Annotated in this window: 19 protein-coding genes; 14 read left to right on the top strand and 5 right to left on the bottom strand. The window is 70.9% G+C overall.

All coding sequences use genetic code 11. The annotated features are described in order from the left end of the window. Window positions 1-32 precede the first annotated feature (32 nt). Complete coding sequence (locus OG714_RS16545) at window positions 33-695, bottom strand: HAD family hydrolase (protein ID WP_406121759.1); 663 nt, start codon at window positions 693-695, stop codon at window positions 33-35. A gap of 30 nt (window positions 696-725) precedes the next feature. Continuing rightward, window positions 726-2,363 carry a helix-turn-helix domain-containing protein gene (locus OG714_RS16540; protein WP_406121757.1) on the bottom strand — a complete coding sequence of 546 codons (1,638 nt, stop codon included), beginning with the start codon at window positions 2,361-2,363 and terminating at the stop codon, window positions 726-728. A gap of 129 nt (window positions 2,364-2,492) precedes the next feature. On the opposite strand from OG714_RS16540, the gene OG714_RS16535 reads away from it, so the two are divergent. From OG714_RS16535 to OG714_RS16520, 4 genes are read left to right on the top strand one after another with little or no spacing between them, the layout of a single operon-like run. Then, window positions 2,493-3,419, top strand: coding sequence for a proline dehydrogenase family protein (locus OG714_RS16535; protein ID WP_406121755.1), 927 nt, complete (start codon window positions 2,493-2,495; stop codon window positions 3,417-3,419). A gap of 49 nt (window positions 3,420-3,468) precedes the next feature. Then, window positions 3,469-5,100 carry an L-glutamate gamma-semialdehyde dehydrogenase gene (gene pruA / locus OG714_RS16530; protein WP_406121753.1) on the top strand — a complete coding sequence of 544 codons (1,632 nt, stop codon included), beginning with the start codon at window positions 3,469-3,471 and terminating at the stop codon, window positions 5,098-5,100. A gap of 35 nt (window positions 5,101-5,135) precedes the next feature. After that, entirely contained in the window at window positions 5,136-6,005 is an 870-nt protein-coding gene (locus OG714_RS16525) for an alpha/beta fold hydrolase (RefSeq protein ID WP_406121751.1), read from the top strand. Window positions 6,006-6,029: 24 nt separating this feature from the next. After that, the gene (locus tag OG714_RS16520) at window positions 6,030-6,569 is read left to right on the top strand and encodes a GNAT family N-acetyltransferase (RefSeq protein ID WP_406121749.1); all 540 of its coding nucleotides are present in this window, start codon (window positions 6,030-6,032) and stop codon (window positions 6,567-6,569) included. 7 nt (window positions 6,570-6,576) lie between these two features. Here the strand turns inward: OG714_RS16520 and OG714_RS16515 are convergent, their stop codons facing one another. Next, window positions 6,577-7,578: an NADP-dependent oxidoreductase gene (locus tag OG714_RS16515; RefSeq protein ID WP_406121747.1), complete on the bottom strand. Its 1,002-nt coding sequence runs from the start codon at window positions 7,576-7,578 to the stop codon at window positions 6,577-6,579. Window positions 7,579-7,682: 104 nt separating this feature from the next. Here OG714_RS16515 and OG714_RS16510 point away from each other — a divergent pair, with 104 nt between their 5' ends. Continuing rightward, window positions 7,683-8,576 (top strand): LysR family transcriptional regulator, encoded by an 894-nt coding sequence (locus OG714_RS16510; protein WP_406121745.1) that lies wholly within the window; start codon window positions 7,683-7,685, stop codon window positions 8,574-8,576. A gap of 224 nt (window positions 8,577-8,800) precedes the next feature. Continuing rightward, window positions 8,801-8,932 carry a hypothetical protein gene (locus OG714_RS16505; RefSeq protein ID WP_366362211.1) on the top strand — a complete coding sequence of 44 codons (132 nt, stop codon included), beginning with the start codon at window positions 8,801-8,803 and terminating at the stop codon, window positions 8,930-8,932. Window positions 8,933-8,990: 58 nt separating this feature from the next. Here the strand turns inward: OG714_RS16505 and OG714_RS16500 are convergent, their stop codons facing one another. Then, window positions 8,991-10,589, bottom strand: coding sequence for a purple acid phosphatase family protein (locus OG714_RS16500; protein ID WP_406121743.1), 1,599 nt, complete (start codon window positions 10,587-10,589; stop codon window positions 8,991-8,993). A gap of 142 nt (window positions 10,590-10,731) precedes the next feature. On the opposite strand from OG714_RS16500, the gene OG714_RS16495 reads away from it, so the two are divergent. Further along, window positions 10,732-11,775, top strand: a complete 1,044-nt coding sequence (locus tag OG714_RS16495; protein WP_406121741.1) for a 3-isopropylmalate dehydrogenase — start codon at window positions 10,732-10,734, stop codon at window positions 11,773-11,775. A gap of 263 nt (window positions 11,776-12,038) precedes the next feature. Beyond that, a complete protein-coding gene (locus OG714_RS16490; RefSeq protein ID WP_406121739.1) occupies window positions 12,039-13,127 on the top strand; it encodes a branched-chain amino acid aminotransferase in 1,089 nt (362 codons plus the stop codon). On the opposite strand, the gene OG714_RS16485 is transcribed toward OG714_RS16490, so the two are convergent. Further along, window positions 13,124-14,551, bottom strand: coding sequence for a cytosine permease (locus OG714_RS16485; protein ID WP_406121737.1), 1,428 nt, complete (start codon window positions 14,549-14,551; stop codon window positions 13,124-13,126). The genes OG714_RS16490 and OG714_RS16485 overlap by 4 nt on opposite strands. A 117-nt stretch (window positions 14,552-14,668) precedes the next feature. On the opposite strand from OG714_RS16485, the gene ureA reads away from it, so the two are divergent. The 6 genes from ureA (at window position 14,669) to cimA (ending at window position 22,792) form a co-directional block, all read left to right on the top strand. Then, a complete protein-coding gene (ureA, locus tag OG714_RS16480; RefSeq protein WP_406121735.1) occupies window positions 14,669-15,349 on the top strand; it encodes an urease subunit gamma in 681 nt (226 codons plus the stop codon). Beyond that, on the top strand, window positions 15,346-17,031 hold the full coding sequence (locus tag OG714_RS16475; protein ID WP_406121733.1) for an urease subunit alpha: 1,686 nt from the start codon (window positions 15,346-15,348) through the stop codon (window positions 17,029-17,031). The genes ureA and OG714_RS16475 overlap by 4 nt, the downstream gene beginning before the upstream one ends. A 23-nt stretch (window positions 17,032-17,054) precedes the next feature. Continuing rightward, entirely contained in the window at window positions 17,055-18,071 is a 1,017-nt protein-coding gene (locus tag OG714_RS16470; RefSeq protein WP_406121731.1) for an agmatine/peptidylarginine deiminase, read from the top strand. Window positions 18,072-18,096: 25 nt separating this feature from the next. After that, the gene (locus OG714_RS16465; protein ID WP_406121729.1) at window positions 18,097-18,699 is read left to right on the top strand and encodes a TetR/AcrR family transcriptional regulator; all 603 of its coding nucleotides are present in this window, start codon (window positions 18,097-18,099) and stop codon (window positions 18,697-18,699) included. 121 nt (window positions 18,700-18,820) lie between these two features. After that, window positions 18,821-20,878, top strand: a complete 2,058-nt coding sequence (locus tag OG714_RS16460; protein ID WP_406121728.1) for a hypothetical protein — start codon at window positions 18,821-18,823, stop codon at window positions 20,876-20,878. A 309-nt stretch (window positions 20,879-21,187) separates the two neighbouring features. After that, window positions 21,188-22,792, top strand: coding sequence for a citramalate synthase (gene cimA / locus OG714_RS16455; protein ID WP_406121726.1), 1,605 nt, complete (start codon window positions 21,188-21,190; stop codon window positions 22,790-22,792). Window positions 22,793-22,803: the final 11 nt, after the last annotated feature.

The following is a 22,803-nucleotide window of genomic DNA, read 5'->3' as shown; positions in this document are numbered from 1 at the left end:
AGCAGTACTGAAGTGTGCTGAAGTCCGTCTGCTCAGCGGGCTGTTGTGTCCGGGGCGCCGATGACGTGACGGATCGCGGACGCGGCGTCGACGGCGATGTGTGTGGGGCGGAACGCCGGCTCGGTCCATGGGCGGCCGTTCGACACCCACACACTGCGCGCGTCGATGCCCGTCGCGCCCTGGATGTCGGCGTGCGCCGAGTCGCCGACGACCCAGGACGACTGGAGGGCGGCCCCGACCTCGGCCGCCGCCGTGTGGAAGATCTCCGGCGCGGGCTTCTTGTGACCGGCCGACTCGGAGATCACCCAGCCGTGGACGATCGCGTCGAGCCCGGTGTTCCGGATCTTCAACTCCTGTTGTGCGACACGGCCGTTGGTGACGATCACACACGTCCAGCCCGCGGCGACGGCCTTCGCGAGGGCGTCGCGCGTGGGCCCGGCCAGGGCGCCCCGGTCGGCGGCGCCCCGGTCGAGGAACGTCCGGACCGCGTCCTCGGGGACGGTCCCGTCGTAGCGCTCGGTCATGGCCTCGGCGATGGTCTGCCTCGGCGTGTAGCCACTGGCGTCGACCGACATCAGCCAGGCGAGGTCGTCCCCCGGCAGTCCGTGAGCGGCCAGGAACTCCGTCACCGCGTCCCGGAACGCGGCGTCGCGGTCGACCAGGGTGTTGTCCAGATCGAGCATCAGCAGGGGCATGCCGAGCAGTAGATCACCGGCCGGCCATCCCTACAGCCGCGCCCTCTTCAACGCCATGTGGAGCAGCAGCCGGTCCTCCCCGTCGTCCAGGTCCAGGCCCGTCAACTGCTCCACCCGCGACAGCCGGTAGTAGAGCGTCTGCCGATGGATCCCCAACTCGGCCGCCGCGCGCCCCGCTTGGCCCGCGCAGTCGAGGTACACCTCGGCCGTGCGGGCGAGTTCGTGGTGGGCGGGGGAGAGGAGCGGGGCCACCGCGGGGTCGTGGGGGGACTCGGGGGAGAGGGCGGTCAGGAGGCGGTACGGACCGATGCCCGCCCACTCGGCCACCGGGGCGAACCGGGGTTCCGCGAGGGCCGCGCGGCACGCCGCCGTGGCTTCCTGCCAGGCGGTGCCCAGGTCGGTGAGGCCGATACGGGGGGTGCCGATACCGGCGACGGGGGTGGCCTCGCGCGGCGGTCGCGAGGCGCTGCCCGCCGGGGGAGTCCGGCCGTCTGCCGGTGGTCGTGAGGTGGTGTTCGCCGGGGGAGTCCGGCCGTCTGTCGGCGGTCGTGAGGTGGTGTTCGCCGGGGGAGTCCGGCCGTCTGTCGGCGGTCGTGAGGTGGTGTTCGCGGTGGGAGTGCCTCCGGCGGAAGACGGTTGCGAAGTGCCGCTGGCCCCCGCAGTCCGGCCGTCTGCCGGGGGCCGTGATGCGGTACTTGCCCCGGGGCTTCGCGTGTTCCCTGGCGCCTGTGCTGCCGTACTTGCCCCGGGCGCTCGTGTGTTTCCTGGCGCCTGTGCTGCCGTATTCGCCCCGGGTCCTCGCGTGTTCCCCGGTACCTGTGCTGCCGTACTTGCCCCGGGCCCCCGCGTGTTCCCCGGCGCCTGCGTCGCCGTATTCGTCCCCGGCCCCCGCACATCCCCCAGCACCCGCGCCGCCGCGCTCGCCGCCGGAGTCCGTACATCCGTCGAGCGCAGCCGGACCAGTACCGCCAGGCACTGCTCCTCCGCCGCGCCCCACGGCACCGTGCACAGTGCTGTCGCGTGCGGGATCGTACGGGCCGACGGGGCGTCGTCCGGGTCGGCGGACGGCCAGGGGGCGACGCAGACCACCGCGTGGGGGCCGTCGCCGCGCGGGCCGAGGGCCGTGCGGAGGGCGGCGACCGCCATGTCCCGTTGCCAGCCGCGTTCGGCGGTGAGGACCGCGCGGAGTTCGCGCGTGAGGTCGGCGCCCGCCTGCGCCTCGTCCGCGAGGAGATCGCCGATCCGGGCCGTCACCTTCATCGCCGCGTCCAGTTGTGGAGCGGCGGGGCCCGGATCGTCGTCGTCCAGGAGCCAGACGTAGCCGAGGACGACACCCCGATGGCGTACGGGGAGACAGATGCGGCCGCGGTAGACCCCCGCCTCGGGGGTGGGCGGGATCCGGACCGGGCCGGTCGCCCGCGTGATGCCGAAGCCCTCGAACCACGTGCGGATCGCCGTCGTGGAGCGCCGGGTCAGGATCGAGCGGGTGCGGACCGGGTCCAGCGCGGACGGGTCCAGGTCGCCCTCACCGTCGTAGGCCCCGAAGGCGATCAGCTCGAAGTCGCGGTTCTCCAGGGTCGCCGGGGCGCCCAGGAGCTCCGAGATCTCGTCGACCAGCTCTTGGTAGTCGCCTCTGGAATCGGTTGTCACCCGGGCATTCTCGCGCATTCTCGCGCCGCCTTCATACATCTGTCTGAGATCTGCCGCACGGATGCGTGACAGCTGTCGATGGTCGACGATCGGAGAGGTCCCTAGGTTTCACGGTGGTCCTGTCTGCTGGTTCTGTGGAGGTGCCCCGTGCTGGGTCCCGTGATTCTCGCCGCCTCGCGCAGCGATCAGATGCGTCGGCTGATCTCGGCGGCGCCCGTGACCAAGCAGGTCGTCGACCGCTTCATCCCCGGCGAGACCGTGGACGAGATCGTGCCGATCGTCCAGGAGCTCACCGCCAAGGGGCTCGAACTGACGATGGACGTCGTCGGCGAGGACATCACCACCCCCGAGCAGGCCGCCGCCGCCCGCGACGCTTACCTCCAACTCGTCGACCGGCTGAAGGAGTTGGAGCTGGGCACCCGGGCCGAGATGTCCATCAAGCTGTCGATGTTCGGGCAGGCGCTGGACGGCGGCCACGAGCTGGCCCTCGCCAACGTCCGGCCGGTCGTCGAGGCCGCCGCCGCCATCGGTACGACCGTCACGCTCGACGCCGAGGACCACACCACCCTCGACTCGATGTTCGCGATCCACGAGGAACTGCGGAAGGACTTCCCGCAGACCGGCTGCGTCATCCAGGCCTACCTCTTCCGCACCGAGTCCGACGCCCGCCGCCTCGCCGAGGCCGGCAGCCGCGTGCGGCTCGTGAAGGGCGCGTACAAGGAGCCCGCCGAGGTCGCCTACCAGCAGAAACACGAGATCGACAAGGCGTACGTCCGGATCCTGCGCATCCTCATGGAGGGCGAGGGGTACCCGATGATCGGCTCCCACGACCCGCGCCTCATCTCCATCGGCCAGGAACTCGCCCGCCGCGCGGGCCGCAAGCTCGACGAGTACGAGTTCCAGATGCTCTACGGGATCAGGAGCGACGAGCACCTTCGGCTCGCCGCCGAGGGACACCGCATGCGCGTCTACACGGCCTACGGCACGGACTGGTACGGATACTTCATGCGGCGGCTCGCGGAGAAGCCGGCCAACCTCCTCTTCTTCGCACGCTCGACCCTTACCAAGGACTGAACAGGGATTGACCCCAACACCCGCTCACGTACAAGGAGTTACGGATCTCATGGACGCTGTGACCCAGGTCCCCACCCCCGTCAACGAGCCGGTGCACGGCTACGCGCCCGGCTCTCCCGAGCGTGCCCGTCTTGAGGTCAAGCTCAAGGAACTGGCCGAGAACCCGATCGACCTGCCGATGACCATCGGCGGCGAGAAGCGGCTGGGCGGCGGCGAGCGCGTGGACGTCGTACAGCCGCACAACCACAAGGCGCGGATCGGCACGTACGCCAACGCCACCCAGGACGACGCCCAGGACGCGATCGACGCGGCCCTCGCCGCCGCGCCCGCCTGGCGCGCGATGTCCTTCGACGACCGTGCCGCGATCATCCTGCGCGCGGCCGAGCTGCTCTCCGGCCCCTGGCGCGAGACCCTCGCCGCGTCCACCATGCTCGGTCAGTCCAAGACCGCCCAGCAGGCCGAGATCGACTGTCCCTGCGAGCTCGTCGACTTCTGGCGCTTCAACGTCAAGTACGCCCGCGACCTGCTCGCCGAGCAGCCCCCGGCGAACTCCGCGGGCGTCTGGAACCGGCTCGACCACCGCCCGCTCGAAGGCTTCGTCTACGCGATCACGCCCTTCAACTTCACCGCGATCGCCGGTAACCTGCCGACGGCCCCGGCGCTCATGGGCAACGTGGTGGTCTGGAAGCCGAGCCCGACGCAGACCCATTCCGCGGTCCTCCTCATGCAGTTGCTGGAGGAGGCGGGTCTCCCCAAGGGCGTCATCAACCTCGTCACCGGTGACGGCATCGAGGTCTCCAAGGTCGCCCTGGTCCACCGCGACCTGGCCGCCATCCACTTCACCGGTTCCACCAAGACCTTCCAGTACCTGTGGAAGACGGTCGGCAACAACATCGAGAAGTACCGCTCGTACCCGCGTCTGGTCGGCGAGACCGGCGGCAAGGACTTCGTCGTCGCCCACCCGAGCGCGGACCGCGCCGTGTTGAAGACGGCGCTGACCCGGGGTTCCTTCGAGTACCAGGGCCAGAAGTGCTCCGCGAGCTCCCGCGCGTACATCCCGGCGTCGATCTGGAACTCCGGTTTCAAGGAGGAATTCGCCGCCGAGGTCGACTACTTGACGATGGGTGACGTCACCGACCTGTCGAACTTCATCGGCGCGGTCATCGACGAGCGCTCCTTCGCCAAGAACAAGGCGGCGATCGACCGCGCGAAGGCGGACCCCAACTGCACGATCGTCGCGGGCGGTTCGTACGACGACTCGGTCGGCTACTTCGTCCGCCCGACGGTCGTCGAGTGCAGCGACCCGACGAACGAGGTCTTCACGACGGAGTACTTCGGCCCGTTCCTCGCGGTCCACGTCTACGAGGACGAGAACTACGACGAGATGCTGACCCAGATGGAGTCGGTCTCGGACTACGCGCTGACGGGCGCGGTCATCTCCAACGACCGTGCGGCGGCGGCCTACACGATGGAGAAGCTCCGCTACGCGGCCGGCAACTTCTACATCAACGACAAGTCCACCGGCGCGGTGGTCGGCCAGCAGCCCTTCGGCGGCGGCCGCTCCTCCGGCACCAACGACAAGGCCGGCGCCCCGCAGAACCTGATGCGCTGGACCCTGACCCGCGCCATCAAGGAGACGCTGGTCGCGCCGACGGACTACGCGTACCCGCACATGGGCTGACGCGCACGCTGCTCTCAGCGGGCAGACTCCCCGTCATGACCCTGACCCGTACGGACGACGACACGGTGACGGCGGACGACGGAGTACGCCTGTGGGGCTCCCGGTCCGGCCGTGGCACATCCGGCACCACACCCCTGGTGCTGTGCCACGGCGGGCCCGGGCTGTGGGACATGTCCGAGGACGTGGCCGGGATGCTCGACGACCGGGCCACGGTGGTGCGTTGGGACCAGCGCGGCTGCGGGCGATCCGAGCCGTGCGCGGGACCGTGGACCACCGACCGGTTCGTGGCCGATCTCGACGCCGTACGACGGCACTTCGCGTTGGAGCGGATCGTGCTGCTCGGCCACTCCTGGGGCGCGTCGCTCGCCCTGGACTACGCCCTCGCCCACCCGGAACGGGTAGCCGCGCTGATCTACGTCAGCGGCACGGGTATCGGGCCGAACGCCGACTGGCACGGCGCCTACGAGGCGAACCTCCTCGCGCGCCTCGGCGAAGACCCCCAACGGCTCGCCCGCTGGCGGGAGTTGCCCGGCGAGAGCCGTGAACGGGCGGTGCTGCAATGGTCGGCCGACTTCGCGGACCGCGAGCGGGCGGTCGAGTACGCCGAGCGGATGGCCGACCCCTGGTTTCCGATCAACTTCTCCTGCAACAAAGCCCTGAACGCCGAGGCGAAGCGGAGTGCCGGCACCCCCGCCCGCCACGCCGCCTGCCAGGCGCTGGAGTTGCCCGTGGTCGTCGTGGACGGGGAGCGGGACATCCGGCCGCGCTCGGCGGTCGACTCGCTCGTGCGGGCATTGCCGCAGGTGTGGCGGGTGACCCTGGCGAACGCCGGGCATCTGCCGTGGGTCGAGGATCCGTACGGATTTCGCGATGCGGTGATGATGGCGATGACGGCAGCGCTCTGAGCCCCTGTCTCCGATACTGATCCCGTGACCATCCGTATGCGCACCGTCCACACGGCCGACCTCACCCCGGCCGACCTCCGCGCCGCCCGTGAACTCCTTGACGCGGCCTTCGGCGGCGACCTCACCGACCAGGACTGGGAGCACGGCCTCGGCGGCGTCCACGCGCTGCTCGCCGACGACACCGGACTCGTCGCCCACGGCTCGGTCGTCATGCGCCGGGCGCGGTATCGGGGGCGCTGGCTGCGGGTCGGGTACGTGGAGGGGGTCGGGGTGCGGCCCGACGCCCGGCGCAAGGGGTACGGCGGGCTCGTCATGGCCGAGCTGGAGCGGATCGTCGATCACGCCTACGACGTCGGGCTGCTCGGCGCGAGTGACGACGGGGCCCGGCTCTACACCGTGCGCGGCTGGCGGCTGTGGGGCGGCAAGATCTCCGCCCTCGGGCCGGACGGGATCGTCCATCTGCCCGAGGAGGAGGACAGCACCTACGTCCGCCCCGCGCTCGCCGGGCCGCTCGACCTCGGCGCCGACCTCCTCTTCGACTGGCGTGACGGGGACGTGCTCTGACGAACCGTCACGCTGTCGCCCGTACAAGGATCTTGCCCGTGTTCCCGCCCCGCAGCATCGACAGGAACGCCTCCACGATCAGCTCGAAGCCGTCCACCACCGTCTCGTCCAGGGCCAGCGTCCCGGCGCGCAGACGCGGTACGGCGAACTCGTACAACTCCTCCTGTACGTCCCGGTAGTCGCGTACCAGGAAGCCCTCGATGCGCAGGCTCTTCTCCACGACATCGGCGTGGTCGAAGAGCACGGGCGGCGCGTCCGGGGTGTTGTACTGGCCGACCGTGCCGATGCGCACCACGCGCCCGCGTTCGCGCAACGCGCCCACGGCGGCGCCGAGATGGTCGCCTCCGACGTTGTCGACGAACAGGTCGATGCCGTCGGGGGCCGCCTCGGCGAGGAGTTCGGCCACAGGGGCAGTGCGGTAGTCGAAGGCCGCGTCGTAACCCACGTACTCCGTCAGGTACTTGACCTTCTCCGCCGAGCCGGCGCTGCCGATCAGCCGGCCCGCCCCCAGCAGCTTCGCGAAGCGTCCGGTCGCCGTGCCGACTCCGCCCGCAGCCGCGGACACGAACACGTCGTCGCCCTCGCGGAGTCGAGCGATCCGGGTGAGGCCGACGTACGCCGTCAGACCGGTGCCCCCGAGCACGCTCAGGTAGGCGGACAGGGGAACCCCGTCGTGGTGGGGGAGCCGGCGGACCTCCTCGGGCCGCAGGACCGAGTGCGTGCGCCAGCCCGAGCGGTGGAAGACGATCTCGCCCTCGGGCAGCGCCGGGTCGCGGGAGGCGACGATCCGGCCGAGGGCGCGGCCCTCCAGCGGCGCGTTCAACTCGAAGTCGCCGTCCATCATTTCGCGGTGGTAGGGGTCGACGGACCAGTAGAGGTTCTCGACCAGGGCGGTGCCCGGGGCCGGCTCCGGGACAGGTGACTCCACGAAGCGGAAATGGGCGGGGGTGGGGAAGCCGGTCGGGCGGGACGTCTGGTGCACGGTGAGCGCGATGTCGGTCTTGGTCATGGGACGGGACCGTAGGCAGGAATGCGGGGGTCGGGGAGACGGTTGCGCTCATGGAACGGGTCGGTCCATGAATCGTCCTCATAGCAGCAGGTGGGAGACCCGGAGTGCAGTCTGTCGATCTTGCGCCGCAGGAGCTCAGGACCCTGGTGGCGGTCGCCGACGAGGGCGGCTTCTCGGCCGCCGGTGCCCGGCTCGGGAGCACCCAGTCCGCCGTCTCGCACGCGGTGCGCGGCATCGAACGGAAGCTGGGCGTCGTGCTGTTCGAGCGCGGGCGGTACGGTGCCCGGCCCACGCCCGCCGGTGCGCGGGCCGTCGCGCACGCACGCCGTGTGCTGCGGATGCTGGAGGTGATGGTCGCCGAGACGCGGGGCGTCCAGACGGCCGTGGTCGGCGGGCCGCTGCGCATCGCCGCCTTCCGGAGCGCGGCCCTGCATCTGCTGCCGCCGGTACTGGCGCGCCTCGCCGTCTCCCACCCCGGGATCGAGCCGACCGTGCGGGTGGTCCGCGAGATCGGGCCCGGCACCGCCGGCGAGGTGGCCGAGGGGCGTGCCGACCTCGGTATCGCGACCGTCGGCACCGGTTCGCCGGTCCCGCCGGGCCTGGTGGGCGACGTACTCCTGGAAGAGCCGTACGCGCTGGTGCACCCGGCCGGTCACCCGGCGCCGCGCTCGCTGCCGCTGGTCGACTGGGCCGAGAACTGCTCCTCGTACACACGCGCCTGGTGGGCCGCGCAGGACTGGATCCCGGCGGCGACGGTGCGCGCCGAGGACGACGGGGCGGTGCTCTCCATGGTGGGCAGCGGGTTCGGCATGGCCATCATGCCCAGGCTCTCCCTCACCGGGGCGCCGCCCTCGGTCGAGGTCACCGATCTCGGGGTGCGGCGGCCGACGCGGAAGGTCGGCTATGTGACCACTCCCGAGCTGGCGGCGACGGCGGTCGTCAGGGCGCTGGTCCGCGAGCTGCGGGCCGGAAGGAAACCGCAGGTCAGCCGCGTGTGACTCGTTTCACCGTCTCAGATAGTAGGAAGTCCGAGTAATTGTGGAGACAGATGCGCGGTCCTGTCCTAGCTTTGTAGGAGCCGAACGTCTCGCTAGACCAAGCGAATGGCGGTCGTGAGCCGGACACCGCGCAGGCAACCCCTGCGGTCCGTCGCTCCCCGCCTCTTCCGGCGTCTCGTAACCCCCTTCAGTACTCCAGGAATTATCGAAGGAGTCGGTTCCCCATGGCCGAGACGACCGCCCGCCGCCGAGTCCGCCACGTGTCCCGCACGAGCGAGTCCGAGCGCAAGAACGCCGCCGCCGCCCTCCAGCGCGCCCTCGACCGCCGGGACAACGGCGGAGAGACCGGCCACTGAGCCGGAGTAACACCACCCATTAGCCGGGAGCCGCGCCCGCACGGGGTGCGGCGCGGTCTCAGTGACCGCGCCGCACCTCGAAGTGGTCGATGCGCTTGCCGTCCCCGTCCAGCGCCGAGACCTTGAGCCGGGGCGTACTGCCGCTCTCCGCCTCGATCGACAGCAGCGAGAAGCCCCGGTAGCGCACCCGCGACCACTCCACCGTCTCCGCCTTCGTGTGCTGGCCCTCGCCCCACTGCATGGTGTCGACCGTCCCGTGCCGCGTGACGTGCCCCTCGTAGCTCTCCTTGACGCCCGCCGGGAAGCCGTACAGATCGCGCCCGCCGCCGCCCGCCGTGACGTAGACGATCCCGTCCTTCGTCGGATCGGTGGACGCGCCGATCGGTACCGCCCGGCCGACCGCGTTGTCCCTGATCGCGTCGGTGCGCTCGTAGACGTGGTTGTGGCCGTTGATCACCAGGTCCACCTCGTGCCGCGCGAACAGCGGCAGCCACTCGGCCCGCACCCCGCCGTCCGAGGCGTGCGAGGAGGTCGAGTACGCGCAGTGGTGGAAGAAGACCACGACGAAGTCGACCCCCTCCGTCGCCCGCAGCTCACGCAGCCGGCCGTCCAGCCACTTCGTCTGCTTCCCGTCCGTGTAACCGAGGTTGGCGGTGATCTCGTACGACACGTCGTTCGCGTCGAGCGCCACGACGCCGACGTTGCCGTAGACGAAGGAGTACACGCCCGGCGCGTGCGTTGGGTCGAAGCCGTTCTCCGGGAGGGACCAGCGGGCGAGCTGGCCGCCGTAGCCGTCGGGGGAGTACCAGGCCTCCATGTCGTGGTTGCCGGTCGTCACCATCCACGGGACGGACCGGGAGACGGGCTCGTTCTGCTTGAGGAACAGGTTCCAGTACGTCGGGTCGTAGCCGTCCGTCGTCTTGCCCTGGCCGTTGGTGTCCGCGTAGCAGATGTCACCGGCGTGGAGGTGGAAGGCGGGGTCCTCGCGCAGGATGACGTGGTCGTTGGCGGCGGCCGCGTTGCTCACGCCCTGGTCGCCGAAGGCCGTGAACACGAACTTCTCCGGGTTCGCCGGCGCCGTACGGAACGAGCCGATCGTCGGGCGGTGTGCCGGTGCCGCCGGGTCGTAGCCCTCGTGGCCGACGCCGTAGTAGTACGTCGTGCCGGGGCGGAGGCCGTCCAGGGCCGCGTGGACGTAGTACTGCTCGACCGCGGGGCGGACGCCGGTCAGCCCGGGGGTGTGCAGGTCGCGTACCTCGGCGGTGATCCGGCGGCTCAGGTCGTCCGGCCGCGTCCCGACGCGCACGTACGGCTTCCTGACCGCGAACGGGACCTGCCAGGAGATCCGCATCTCCGTCTTCGGGTCGGCGCCGAAGGCGAGATGGCGGCCGAAGGGGGTGACGACGGCGCCGGGCACCTTCGACGTGGCGGGGGAGGGGAGTGCCGCCTTGCCGTCGGTGGTGCCGCCCTTGCCGGCGCACCCCGTCAGCAGGCCGCCTGCCACCGCGCCCGCCGTCACGAGGGTGCGGCGCCTGGTCAGCTTGGTGCGCAGGTACTCGTACTGCTCGGCCATGCTCATCCGGACCGCGAGGTGTTCCGGGATGCCGACGTCAGGTACGGGGGGTTCGGGGGGTGTCCCCCCGATAAGCACAGTCATGTCGATGAAGCTCCCCCAGAAGTCCAACGGGGGCCATGCGTAAGGGTGAACGTCCGTCGAACGGCCGACACCGCACCCCGAGAGGCGTCCGCATCATGGACACCCGGTGTCATCCCATGGGACGCGGAGTACGGTGGCGGGCATGTCTCGCAGCATCGATCTCGCAGTGATCCCCGGTGACGGCATCGGTCAGGAAGTCGTGGCCGAAGGTCTGAAAGTCCTCTCCGCCGTCCTTCCGCAGGATGTGAAGCTGGAGACCAAGGAGTTCGACTTCGGCGCCCGGCGCTACCACGCCACCGGTGAGACCCTCACCGACGCCGACCTGGCCGCGCTGAAGCCGCACGACGCGATCCTGCTGGGCGCGATCGGTGACCCCTCGGTCCCGTCCGGTGTGCTGGAGCGGGGCTTCCTGCTCAAGCTGCGCTTCGCCTTCGACCACCACGTGAACCTGCGGCCGAGCAAGCTGCTCCCGGGAGTGGCGACCCCCCTCGCCGGTGAGCCGGAGATCGACTTCGTCGTGGTCCGCGAGGGCACCGAGGGCCCGTACACCGGCAACGGCGGCACCATCCGCAAGGGCACCGAGCACGAGGTCGCCACCGAGGTCTCCGTCAACACGGCCTTCGGTGTCGAGCGCGTCGTCCGCGACGCCTTCTCCCGCGCCCAGGCCCGCCCCCGCAAGAAGCTCACGCTGGTCCACAAGAACAACGTGCTGACCTTCGCGGGCCACCTGTGGACGAACGTCTTCAACAAGGTCGCGGCCGAGTTCCCCGAGGTCACCACCGACTACATCCACGTCGACGCGGCGACGATCTACCTCGTCACCGACCCGGCCCGCTTCGACGTGATCGTCACCGACAACCTCTTCGGCGACATCATCACCGACCTCGCCGCGGCCGTCTCCGGCGGCATCGGCGTCGCCGCGAGCGGGAACATCAACCCGTCCGGCGAGTTCCCCTCGATGTTCGAGCCCGTGCACGGCTCCGCGCCCGACATCGCGGGCCAGGGCAAGGCCGACCCCACCGCCACGGTCCTGTCCGTCGCCCTCCTGCTGCGCCACCTCGGCTACGAGACCGAGGCCGTCCGCATCGAGGACGCCGTCTCCGCCGACCTCGCGGACCGCACCGGCAAGCCCGCGCGCAGCACGTCGGAAATCGGCGACGCGTTGACCGTACGAGTAGCCGGCTGACCCCGCCGCCACTCGAAAAACTCACGCAGTATTTCGAAGCCGCCGGGTCGCAACCGCACCCGGCGGCTTTTCTTACGTCCCCGCCGGGTGCCACCATCATCCCTGGGTCGCATTCACGCCGTTTTCGTCCACGGTCCTCCCCGCGCGATAATCGAACGCGGAGCCGCGGAATGAGGCAATGCTCGGACGTCCTAACACTGGCCACTGGCAGTCGAGGGCGTGAGCGCGGCCCGTCACACACAACCGGTGAAGGACAACCACTCATGACGACGCCCACGATCGAGCTCAAGCCCTCGGCCTCGCCACTTTCCGCCGCCGAGCGCGACGCGATTCTGACGAACCCCGGGTTCGGCCGCCACTTCACCGACCACATGGTGACGATCAAGTGGACCGAGGGCCGCGGCTGGCACGACGGCCAGCTCGTGCCGTACGGCCCGCTCTCCCTCGACCCCGCGAACATGACCCTGCACTACGCGCAGGAGATCTTCGAGGGCCTCAAGGCCTACCGGCAGGCCGACGGTTCCGTCGCCACCTTCCGCCCCGAGAAGAACGCCCGCCGCTTCCAGACCTCCGCCCGCCGCCTCGGCATGCCCGAGCTGCCGGTCGAGACGTTCATCGAGGCCTGTGACGTGCTGGTCCAGCAGGACCGCGACTGGGTCCCGGCGCACGGCGGCGAGGAGTCCCTGTACCTGCGCCCGTTCATGATCGCGACCGAGGTCGGCCTGGGCGTGAAGCCCGCCAACGAGTACCTCTTCCTGGTCATCGCCTCCCCGGCCGGCGCCTACTTCCCCGGCGGCGTGCAGCCCGTCTCCATCTGGGTCTCCGAGGATCACGTCCGCGCCGTCCCCGGCGGCATGGGCGACGCCAAGACCGGCGGCAACTACGCCGCGTCCCTCCTCGCCCAGGCCGAGGCCGCCGAGCAGGGCTGCGCCCAGGTCTGCTACCTCGACGCGGTCGAGCGCAAGTGGGTCGAGGAACTCGGCGGCATGAACCTGTACTTCGTGTACGGCAACAAGATCATCACCCCCACGCTCACCGGCTCCATCCTGGAGGGCGTCACCCGCGACTCCCTCCTCACCCTCGCCCGCGACCTCGGCTACGAGCCCGAGGAGGGCCGCGTCTCCGTCGACCAGTGGCAGCGCGACTCCGAGAACGGCACGCTGACCGAGGTCTTCGCCTGCGGTACGGCCGCGGTCATCACCCCGGTCGGCACGGTCAAGCGCACCGGCGCCGAGTGGAAGCAGTCCGACGGCGAGCCCGGCGAGGTCACCCTCCGCCTGCGCGGCGCCCTCCTCGACATCCAGCGCGGCGACAGCCCGGACAAGCACGGCTGGATGCACCGGCTCGGCTAGACACCACTGGTCACCTCGGGGGCCGTCGCGGACTCGCTGTCCGTGGCGGCCTTCGTCGTCAACAGGACGAACGCCAGCCCGCCGACCGCCCCCGACAGCAGGAAACTGCAGTCCACCCCGCCCGTGAGCGACAGCAGCGGACCCTCGTACGACGGCAGCGACACGGCCAGCAGTCCGACGCCCGCGCCCACCGCCCAGGAGATGACCGCCGGGACGTTCCAGCCCGCCCGGAACCAGTAAATCCCGCCCCGGGCGCGGCGGTTGAACACCTGCAAGGCATCCGCGTCGTACATCCCGCCGCACCGCACGAAGCCGATCAGGGTGATCACCGCCCACGGTGTGCCGATCGCCGTCAGCAGGAGCACGAAGGACGTCATCGCGGACTGCGCGTTCCAGGCGTAGTGACCGACGAAGACACAGGCCGTGGCGACGATCGCGACCGTGCAGGTGGCGCGGGCGCGGGAGGCGCGGGGCAGGATCGCGTCCAGGTCGAGGCCCATCGAGTAGAGCATCAGGCCCGCGTTGCCGACCGACCCCGCCGAGGCGGCGAGCAGGAGCGGGACCAGGTACCAGGTGGGCGACGCCGACACCAGCGGGCCCGCGTAGTCGAGGGCCGCCCGCGCCCCGTACGCCGTGAACGTGCCGAAGAGCTGGGGCACCAGGAGACCGGCGATCAGGCCGAGCCAGGTCGCGTGCAGGACCGTGCGGGAGGTGTGGCGGGCCGGGGAGATGTAGCGCGTGTAGTCGCCGAGGAGGGTGATGAACGCGATCGGCCCGGACAGTCCCGCGGCCACCGCCGCCAGACACCACGTCGGCCAGAACCCGCCCAGCAGATAGCCGCCCGCCCCTGGCAGCGCGTCGGTCGTGAAGTGCGGGGCGTACGCGACCACGCCGAGGGCCAGCAGCGCCGTCATGCCGATGGACAGGACGCGGGACATGGCCAGCAGCACCCGGTACCCGTACACCGCGCCCGCCACGGTCGCCGCCGCGAGCAGCGCGTACACGACGGCGTACGACGCCCCGTCCGCCGGCAGCCCGAACAGCCGCCCCAGCACGCCCACCATCACATCGCCGCCGATCCACACGGTCAGTGCGGTGTAGCCGAGGGCGAGGAGGAGTCCCACGACCGAGCCGACCAGCCGGCCCCGCACCCCGAACTGGGCGCCGGAGGACGTCGACAGGTTGGTGGCGGTGCGCAGCGAGACCAGGGCCAGCGGGGCCGTGAACACCGTTCCGATCACCGTGCCCGCCACGATCGAGCTCACCGACGCCCACCAGCCGAGGCCGAACGACGGCGGCAGCCAGCCGAAGATGATCACGCCGAGACAGAGGTTGGAACCGAGCAGGATCGACACCAGGTCACGCGGACCGCTGGTGCGTTCCGCGTCCGGGATGGTGTCGACTCCGCGTTGTTCGATCGGCATGGTGGGCCACCTCTTTCTTAGAGTGACGTTCAATGTGAACCGAGTCGTGCTCGCGCGTCAACCATTCCGGAGATGGGTTTTACGGTTTAGAGTGATGCTCTAAAGGAGGGATACGGGATGAGGCTCACCCCGACGGAACGCGACCGGCTCCTGCTGTTCTCGGCCGCCGAACTGGCCCGCGCCCGCAAGGCGCGCGGTCTGCGGCTCAACGTGCCGGAGGCCACCGCGCTCATCGCGGACACGGTGTGCGAGGCCGCCCGGGACGGGAGGCGGCTGGCCGAGGCCATCGAGCGCGCCCGTTCCGTCCTCGGCCCCGACGACGTCCTGCCGGGCGTCGCCGACATCGTCACCGAGGTGCATGTCGAGGCCGTCTTCGACGACGGTTCGCGGCTCGCGGTGGTCTCGGATCCGATCGGCGGGGGACTCGCGGCCGATGCCCCGGGCGCGCTCCTCCCCGGCCCCGAGCACGCCGAACCCGAGGCGGTCCTGCGGCTCACCGTCACCAACACCGCGACCGTCCCCGTCTCCGTGACCTCCCACTTCCACTTCTTCGAGGCCAACCCGCGCCTCGACTTCCCCCGCGCCGAGGCCTACGGCATGCGCCTCGCCGTGCCCGCCGGATCGTCCGTCCGCTTCGGCCCGGGCGAGAGCGCCGAGGTCGGCCTGCTGCCGATCGGTGGCGAGCGGATCGCGATCGGTTTCGCGGGCCTCGTCGACGGCCCGCTGGACGCGCCGGGCACGAAGGCGGAGGCGCTACGGCGCGCAACTGCCTGCGGCTACCTGGGAGTTGAGCTGTGAACCCGTACGAGTACGCCGCCACCCACGGCCCCCGCTCCGGCGACCGGGTCCGCCTCGGCGACTCCGGGCTGACCATCCGCGTGGAGTCCGATTCGCAGCGCTACGGCGACGAGTTCCTCGCCGGGTTCGGCAAGACCGCCCGCGACGGACTGCACCTCAAGGCCTCCGCCGTGCGCGAGACCTGTGACGTCGTGATCAGCAATGTCGTCGTGATCGACGCCGTGCAGGGCATCCGGAAAGTGTCCATCGGGATCAGGGAGGGGCGGATCTGTTCCATCGGGCGGGCCGGCAACCCCGACACCCTCGACGGCGTGGACGTCGTCGTCGGCACCGGTACCTCCATCGTCTCCGGCGAGGGACTCATCGCCACCGCCGGCGCGGTCGACACCCACGTGCACCTGCTGTCGCCCCGCATCATGGAGGCCTCGCTCGCCTCCGGGGTGACCACGATCATCGGCCAGGAGTTCGGCCCGGTCTGGGGCGTCGGCGTCAACTCGCCCTGGGCGCTGCGCCACGCCTTCAACGCCTTCGACGCCTGGCCGGTCAACATCGGCTTCCTGGGCCGGGGTTCGTCGTCCTCGGACGCGCCGCTGATCGAGGCGTTGGCCGAGGGCGGGGCCGGCGGCTTCAAGGTGCACGAGGACATGGGCGCCCACACCCGCGCGCTGGACACCGCGTTGCGGGTCGCCGAGGAGTACGACGTCCAAGTCGCCCTGCACAGCGACGGGTTGAACGAGTGCCTGTCGGTGGAGGACACCCTGCGTGTCCTGGACGGCCGGACGATCCACGCCTTCCACATCGAGGGCTGCGGCGGCGGACACGTGCCGAACGTCCTGAAAATGGCGGGAGTTGCCAATGTCATCGGCTCCTCCACCAACCCCACCCTCCCCTTCGGCCGGGACGCGGTCGCCGAGCACTACGGCATGATCGTCTCCGTCCACGACCTGAAGACCGACCTGCCCGGCGACGCCGCGATGGCCCGCGACCGCATCCGCGCCGGGACGATGGGCGCCGAGGACGTGCTGCACGACCTGGGCGCGATCGGCATCACCTCGTCCGACGCGCAGGGCATGGGCCGGGCCGGTGAGACCGTGCGCCGTACGTTCGCGATGGCCGGGAAGATGAAGGCCGAACTCGGCGCGCTCGACGGTGTTCCGGAGACGGACCACGACAACGACCGCGTCCTGCGCTACATCGCCAAACTGACCATCAACCCCGCGATCGCCCACGGACTCTCGCACGAGGTCGGCTCGATCGAGGTCGGCAAGCTCGCGGACATCGTGCTGTGGCGGCCCGAGTACTTCGGCGCGAAGCCGCAGCTGGTGCTGAAGTCCGGGTTCCCGGCCTACGGCGTGGTCGGCGACCCCAACGCGGCGACCGACACCTGCGAACCCCTCGTCCTGGGACCGCAGTTCGGCGCGCACGGTTCGACGCCCGCCGACATCTCCGTGGCGTTCGTCGCCCAGGCGGCCCTGGACCAGGGCGGCGACGCCATGCCAACTCGGCGTCGGCGCGTGGCGGTTCGCGGCACCCGGGGGATCGGGCCCGCCGACCTGCGGCTCAACTCCCGTACCGGAGCGGTCGATGTGGACCAGCGGACCGGCCTGGTCACCCTCGATGGCGAACCGTTGCGCTCCGAGCCCGCCGACTCGGTCGCCCTCAACCGCCTCTACTTCCTCTAGCACCAAGAGACCTGGGACTTCTGATGAGCTTCCGTATGCCGCCCGAGTGGGCCCCGCACGAGCGCACCTGGATGGCCTGGCCCGGGCCCAACCCGACCTTCTCCAACGCCGAGGAGCTGGCGGAGGCCCGTGCCGCCTGGGCGTCCGTGGCCCGTGCCGTGCGCCGCTTCGAACCGGTGACGGTGGTGCACGGGCCGGGGCAGGGCGAGTCGGCGCGCGAGCTGCTCGGCCCGGACGTCGACCTGGTCGAGCGTGAGCTGGACGACGCGTGGATGCGGGACATCGGCCCCACGTTCGTCACCGACGGCCGTCAACTGGCGGCCGTGGACTGGACGTTCAACGGCTGGGGCGCCCAGGAGTGGGCCCGCTGGGAGCACGACTCCAAGATCGCCCGCCATGTCGCCGACCTGGCCGGGGTCCCCGCACTCGGCAGCACGCTCGTCAACGAGGGTGGCGCGATCCACGTCGACGGCGAGGGCACGGTCCTGCTCACCGAGACGGTCCAGCTCGGCGCCGGCCGCAACCCCGGCCGGACGCGCGAGCAGGTCGAGGCGGAGATCCACGCCAGGCTCGGCACCACCAAGGCGATCTGGCTCCCGCACGGCCTCACCGGCGACTACGGCGTCTTCGGCACCCAGGGCCATGTCGACATCGTCGCGGCCTTCGCCCGGCCCGGCACCGTACTGGTCCACAGCCAGCGCGACCCGGCCCACCCGGACCACGCCCGCTCGCAGGAGTACCTCGCTCTCCTCCGCGCCGCGACCGACGCGAAGGGCCGTCGCCTGGAGGTCGTCGAGGTCCCGGCCCCGACCGTCCTCAAGGACGAGGACGGCGACTGGGTCGACTACTCCTACATCAACCACTACCTCTGCAACGGCGGGGTCGTGCTCTGCGCCTTCGACGACCCGCGGGACGAGATCGCCGCCGGGATCTTCCGGCGCCTCTTCCCCGAGCGGACGGTCACGCTGGTGGACGCCCGTACGATCTTCGCGGGCGGTGGAGGCATCCACTGCATCACCCAACAGCAGCCGAAGGTCTAAGAACCCAGCGCGAGGGAGTTGGACGATGGCCGGTGCGCGGAAGAACGCGCCGCCGCGCGAGGACCTCCTCGCCGCAGCCATGCGCATGATCGCCGAACGTGGCCTGGAGCAGCTCACCATGGCCGCGCTCGGCCGCGAGGTCGGCATGAGCAGCGGTCATCTCCTCTACTACTTCCACTCCAAGGACGAACTGCTGCTCCAGGCCCTGGAGTGGAGCGAGGGCAGGCTGGGCGCCGAGCGCGGACGCCTGCTCACCCGTACGGGAGGCACGGTCCGCGAGCGCGTCGACGCGTACGTCGACCTGTACGTCCCGGACGGGCACCGCGATCCGCACTGGACCCTGTGGCTGGAGGTCTGGAACCGCTCGCAGAACGCCGACGACGACGCCCGCGACCGGCAGGCCGCGATCGAGGGCGTCTGGCATCGCGACCTGGTCGCGCTGATCGCGGAGGGTGTGTCGCGGGGGGAGTTCCGGGCCGTCGACCCGGACCGGTTCGCGGCCCGGCTCCGCGCTCTCCTCGACGGTTTCTCCATCCACGTGGCGATCGGGCTGCGGGGCACGGACCGGGCGCAAGTTCTCGGCCACGTACGGGAGTTCCTGGACGAGGGGCTCCTCGCGGACGCCTGACCTTCCGTCCCGGTTGTACGCAATAAGGCCGATTGACCCCCTGGAACCCGGTGCGTTTGCATCCCTGTGAGTCCCCGGTGCGGGACCGGGGGAAGACGAGGTTTCGGGGGAAGCCATGGTGATGTCCAGACGCACCGCCGGTATGTCCTTGGGGGCCGCGCTGCTCCTCGCGCTGAGCGCCGCCGCCGTCCCGGCCGACGCGGCACCGCACCGGCCGCCCGGTGCGCAGCGGGTCAGCACCGCCGCCGACGGCAGCCAGGCCGACGGGTCGTCCGCCGAGGCCGCGATCAGTGCCGACGGCCGGTCCGTCGCGTTCACGTCGACCGCGCCGAGCTTCGGCTGCGCACGCTCCTTCTCCTGCCTGCGGGTGAAGAACCTGGCCACCGGCGGGGTGACCGCGATCGACCTCGGGCCCGGATACGCGTACAGCGCACCGGTGTTGAGCGCGGACGGCAGCCGGGTCGCGTTCTCCGCCGGCACCCGGTTCACGGCCCCATACCTGTACGACCGCACCACCGGCAGCGCGACGAGGCTGTGGCCCGAAAACCCGCCCGGATCAAACGAGTTGGGCCGCGTGGAGTCGCTCAGCCCGGACGGCACGCACGTCGCGTACACCCTCGGCAACCGCGGCGGCCCGGCGGCCACCCGGCTCCTCTACGTCCGCGACACGGCCACCGGCGCCGACGAACTGGTCTCACCGGCCGAGGAGGGCGACAAGAACGGCGCCTCGGTGAGCAGCGACGGCAAGCGGGTCGCGTACGGCATCAGCACCGACTCCGAGACGGACCCGGCCGACGTCTACGTCAAGGACCGGACGACGGGCGAGCGCACCCAGGTCGACGCGGGTCTCGGCCCCGCCTACCTGGTCCGCGTCACCGGGGACGGCCGCCGCGTCCTCCTCTACGCCGAGGGCGGCCTCTACGTCCGCGACCTGCGCACCGGAAAGTCGCGGCGCGTCGCCGAAGGGCGCCCCGGGGCGGCCACGGCGGACGGCCGGTACGCCGTCGTCTCGGGCGAGGACGGCACCCGGGTGCGTGACCTGCGGACGGGGCGGAAGGGCGCCGCCCTCCCGTGGATCAGCCAGGACGGACCGGACGCGCTGACCGCGAACGGCCGTACGGTGGCGTTCAGTTCGGCGGTGTCGTACCTGGTGCCGGACGACACCAACGGGGAGTCGGACGTGTTCGTCTACTCGGGGAAGCTCGCCACCCACCCGGCCCCGATGCCGTACGTCACCGAACGGATCAGCCTCACGCGGGACGGGCAGCAGCGCACCACGGCGTCCCACGACCCGGTGCTGGCGGACGGACGCAACCTCTCCTTCACGTCGGACGGAAGCGTCTTCGTCAACGCGCCCGGCGGCATCTCCCAGGTCAACGACGCCACCCAGCAACCCTCGTCCGAGGGCACGCCCTGCACCAGCGGCCGCATGGTCGGCTACGTGGCCCCGCACGCGACCGACGGCGCCCCGGAGGTCTTCATCCGCAACCGCTCGGTCGGCAAGCTGACCGGCCTCGCCTCCTACCAGGGCGTCCGCTTCACCTGGATGGGACAGCCCGCCGTGGAACCCGGCTGCCGGTGGATCACCTACGCCGCCACCCTGCCCGCCACCCCCACCGACCCCGCGCCGCAGCCCCGGATCTACCGCTTCACGTTCAACGGCGGTGCCACCGACGTGGTCAGCGCCCCCACGGGCAAGGCGGCGGCCAACCCGTCCATCAGCTACGACGGCCGGTACATCGCCTTCGAGCAGGGCGGCGCCGTCCACGTCCGCGACCTGGACACCGGCACCCTGGAGAAGGCCGCCGACAAGGCATCGGCGCCCTCCATCAGCGAGGACGGCCGCAAGGTCGCCTTCCGGCACGGCCGGTACGTCTACGTCCGTGACCTCGACGCCCGGACCACGACCCGGGTCGCCAAGGGCGCGGAGCCCTCGCTCTCCGGGGACGGCAAGCGGGTCGCGTACACCTCGGGAGGTTCCGTGTACCTGCTCGAACTCGCCACCGGCAAGAGGCAGTTGATGAGCGCCGACCGCTGGGGCGGCCGTAGCGAACTCCCGGCCCTGCACCCGTCCGTCAACGACGACGGCACGGTCGTGGCGTTCGAGTCGGCGTCCCCGGACCTGGTGGCGGGCGACACCAACGGCGTCTCGGACGTGTTCGTACGCCAGGCGAGTTGATCAACCGACTGTTCGCATCATGAGACGGACGGTGAGCACGGGCGCGGGTGTGCCAGACTGCGTCCGTGTTCTCGTTCGCCACGATTATTGGCAGCAGGCGCGCCGGTCCGCAGTGACCGCCTCGTACGACCAGGTACGGGCGGCCACCGTCGTCACTCGACCCGCGCGCAGACCTCTCGCACCCGCGAGGGGTTTTTCGCTTTTCTGGCCCACCTTCAGCCGGGAAAACAGTGCGAGGGATCATTGAGGGACGGTGGAGCCGGTCATTCCGGTACAGACCGAGATTCAGATCCTCAGGAGCCAGAGACCATGACGGAAACCAGCGAACTCGACGATTCGTTCCACGTCTTCGACACGACCCTGCGTGACGGCGCGCAGCGGGAGGGCATCAACCTCACCGTCGCGGACAAGCTGGCCATCGCTCGGCACCTGGACGACTTCGGCGTCGGCTTCATCGAGGGCGGCTGGCCCGGCGCCAACCCGCGGGACACCGAGTTCTTCGCCCGCGCCCGGCAGGAGATCGACTTCAAGCACGCCCAGCTGGTCGCGTTCGGCGCCACCCGGCGCGCGGGCGCCAAGGCGGCCGAGGACCCGCAGGTCAAGGCGCTCCTGGACTCCGGCGCCGACGTCATCACCCTGGTCGCCAAGTCCCACGACCGGCATGTCGAGCTGGCCCTGCGCACCACCCTCGACGAGAACCTCGCGATGGTCGGCGACACCGTCTCCCACCTGGTCGCCCAGGGCCGCCGCGTCTTCGTCGACTGTGAGCACTTCTTCGACGGCTACCGCGCGAACCCCGAGTACGCGAAAGCGGTCGTACGGTCCGCCGCCGAGGCCGGCGCCTCCGTCGTCATCCTCTGCGACACCAACGGCGGCATGCTCCCGGCGCAGATCCAGGCCGTCGTCTCCACGGTCCTCGCCGACACCGGCGCCCGGCTCGGCATCCACACCCAGGACGACACGGGCTGCGCGGTCGCCAACACCCTCGCCGCCGTCGACGCGGGCGCGACCCACGTCCAGTGCACGGCGAACGGCTACGGCGAGCGCGTCGGCAACGCCAACCTCTTCCCCGTCGTCGCGGCCCTGGAGCTGAAGTACGGCAAGAAGGTCCTCCCCGACGGCAAGCTCCGCGAGATGACCCGCATCTCGCACGCCATCGCCGAGGTCGTGAACCTCACCCCGTCCACGCACCAGCCGTACGTGGGCGTCTCGGCGTTCGCGCACAAGGCCGGACTGCACGCCTCCGCGATCAAGGTCGACCCGGACCTGTACCAGCACATCGACCCCGAGCAGGTCGGCAACACCATGCGGATGCTGGTCTCCGACATGGCGGGCCGCGCGTCGATCGAGCTCAAGGGCAAGGAACTCGGCGTCGACATCAGCGGCGACCGCGAGCTGGTCGGCCGGGTCGTGGACCGCGTGAAGGAGCGCGAGCTCAAGGGCTACACGTACGAGGCCGCCGACGCGAGCTTCGAGCTGTTGCTCCGCGAGGAGGCGGAGGGCAAGGCCCGCTCCTACTTCGAGGTCGAGTCCTGGCGCGCGATCGTCGAGGACCGCCCCGACGGCACCCACGCCAACGAGGCCACGGTCAAGCTCTTCGCCAAGGGCGAGCGCATCGTCGCCACCGCCGAGGGCAACGGCCCGGTCCACGCTCTCGACAGCGCCCTGCGCGTCGCCCTGGAGAAGATCTACCCCCAGCTCGCCAAGCTGGAGCTCGTCGACTACAAGGTCCGCATCCTGGAGGGCAAGCACGGCACGTCCTCCACGACCCGCGTCCTGATCGCCACGTCGGACGGTTCGGCGGAGTGGTCGACGGTCGGCGTCGCGGAGAACGTCATCGCCGCGTCGTGGCAGGCACTGGCGGACGCGTACACCTACGGCCTGCTGCGCGCGGGCGTCGAGCCGGCCGAGTAGGCGTCCCCGGG

The organism is Streptomyces sp. NBC_00989 (genome assembly GCF_045162655.1).
Lineage (GTDB): Bacteria > Actinomycetota > Actinomycetes > Streptomycetales > Streptomycetaceae > Streptomyces.
This window is presented reverse-complemented; position numbering and strand designations above follow the sequence as displayed.

Excerpts from the sequence above, each read along its gene's own strand:
- OG714_RS16460 (WP_406121728.1), top strand. The coding sequence starts at position 18,821 with ATGTCCAGACGCACCGCCGGTATGTCCTTGGGGGCCGCGCTGCTCCTC.
- OG714_RS16525 (WP_406121751.1), top strand. The coding sequence starts at position 5,136 with ATGACCCTGACCCGTACGGACGACGACACGGTGACGGCGGACGACGGA.
- cimA (WP_406121726.1), top strand. The coding sequence starts at position 21,188 with ATGACGGAAACCAGCGAACTCGACGATTCGTTCCACGTCTTCGACACG.
- ureA (WP_406121735.1), top strand. The coding sequence starts at position 14,669 with ATGAGGCTCACCCCGACGGAACGCGACCGGCTCCTGCTGTTCTCGGCC.
- OG714_RS16540 (WP_406121757.1), bottom strand. The coding sequence starts at position 2,363 with ATGCGCGAGAATGCCCGGGTGACAACCGATTCCAGAGGCGACTACCAA.
- OG714_RS16485 (WP_406121737.1), bottom strand. The coding sequence starts at position 14,551 with ATGCCGATCGAACAACGCGGAGTCGACACCATCCCGGACGCGGAACGC.
- OG714_RS16515 (WP_406121747.1), bottom strand. The coding sequence starts at position 7,578 with ATGACCAAGACCGACATCGCGCTCACCGTGCACCAGACGTCCCGCCCG.
- OG714_RS16505 (WP_366362211.1), top strand. The coding sequence starts at position 8,801 with ATGGCCGAGACGACCGCCCGCCGCCGAGTCCGCCACGTGTCCCGCACG.
- OG714_RS16490 (WP_406121739.1), top strand. The coding sequence starts at position 12,039 with ATGACGACGCCCACGATCGAGCTCAAGCCCTCGGCCTCGCCACTTTCC.
- OG714_RS16500 (WP_406121743.1), bottom strand. The coding sequence starts at position 10,589 with ATGACTGTGCTTATCGGGGGGACACCCCCCGAACCCCCCGTACCTGAC.
- OG714_RS16495 (WP_406121741.1), top strand. The coding sequence starts at position 10,732 with ATGTCTCGCAGCATCGATCTCGCAGTGATCCCCGGTGACGGCATCGGT.
- OG714_RS16465 (WP_406121729.1), top strand. The coding sequence starts at position 18,097 with ATGGCCGGTGCGCGGAAGAACGCGCCGCCGCGCGAGGACCTCCTCGCC.
- OG714_RS16545 (WP_406121759.1), bottom strand. The coding sequence starts at position 695 with ATGCCCCTGCTGATGCTCGATCTGGACAACACCCTGGTCGACCGCGAC.
- OG714_RS16470 (WP_406121731.1), top strand. The coding sequence starts at position 17,055 with ATGAGCTTCCGTATGCCGCCCGAGTGGGCCCCGCACGAGCGCACCTGG.
- pruA (WP_406121753.1), top strand. The coding sequence starts at position 3,469 with ATGGACGCTGTGACCCAGGTCCCCACCCCCGTCAACGAGCCGGTGCAC.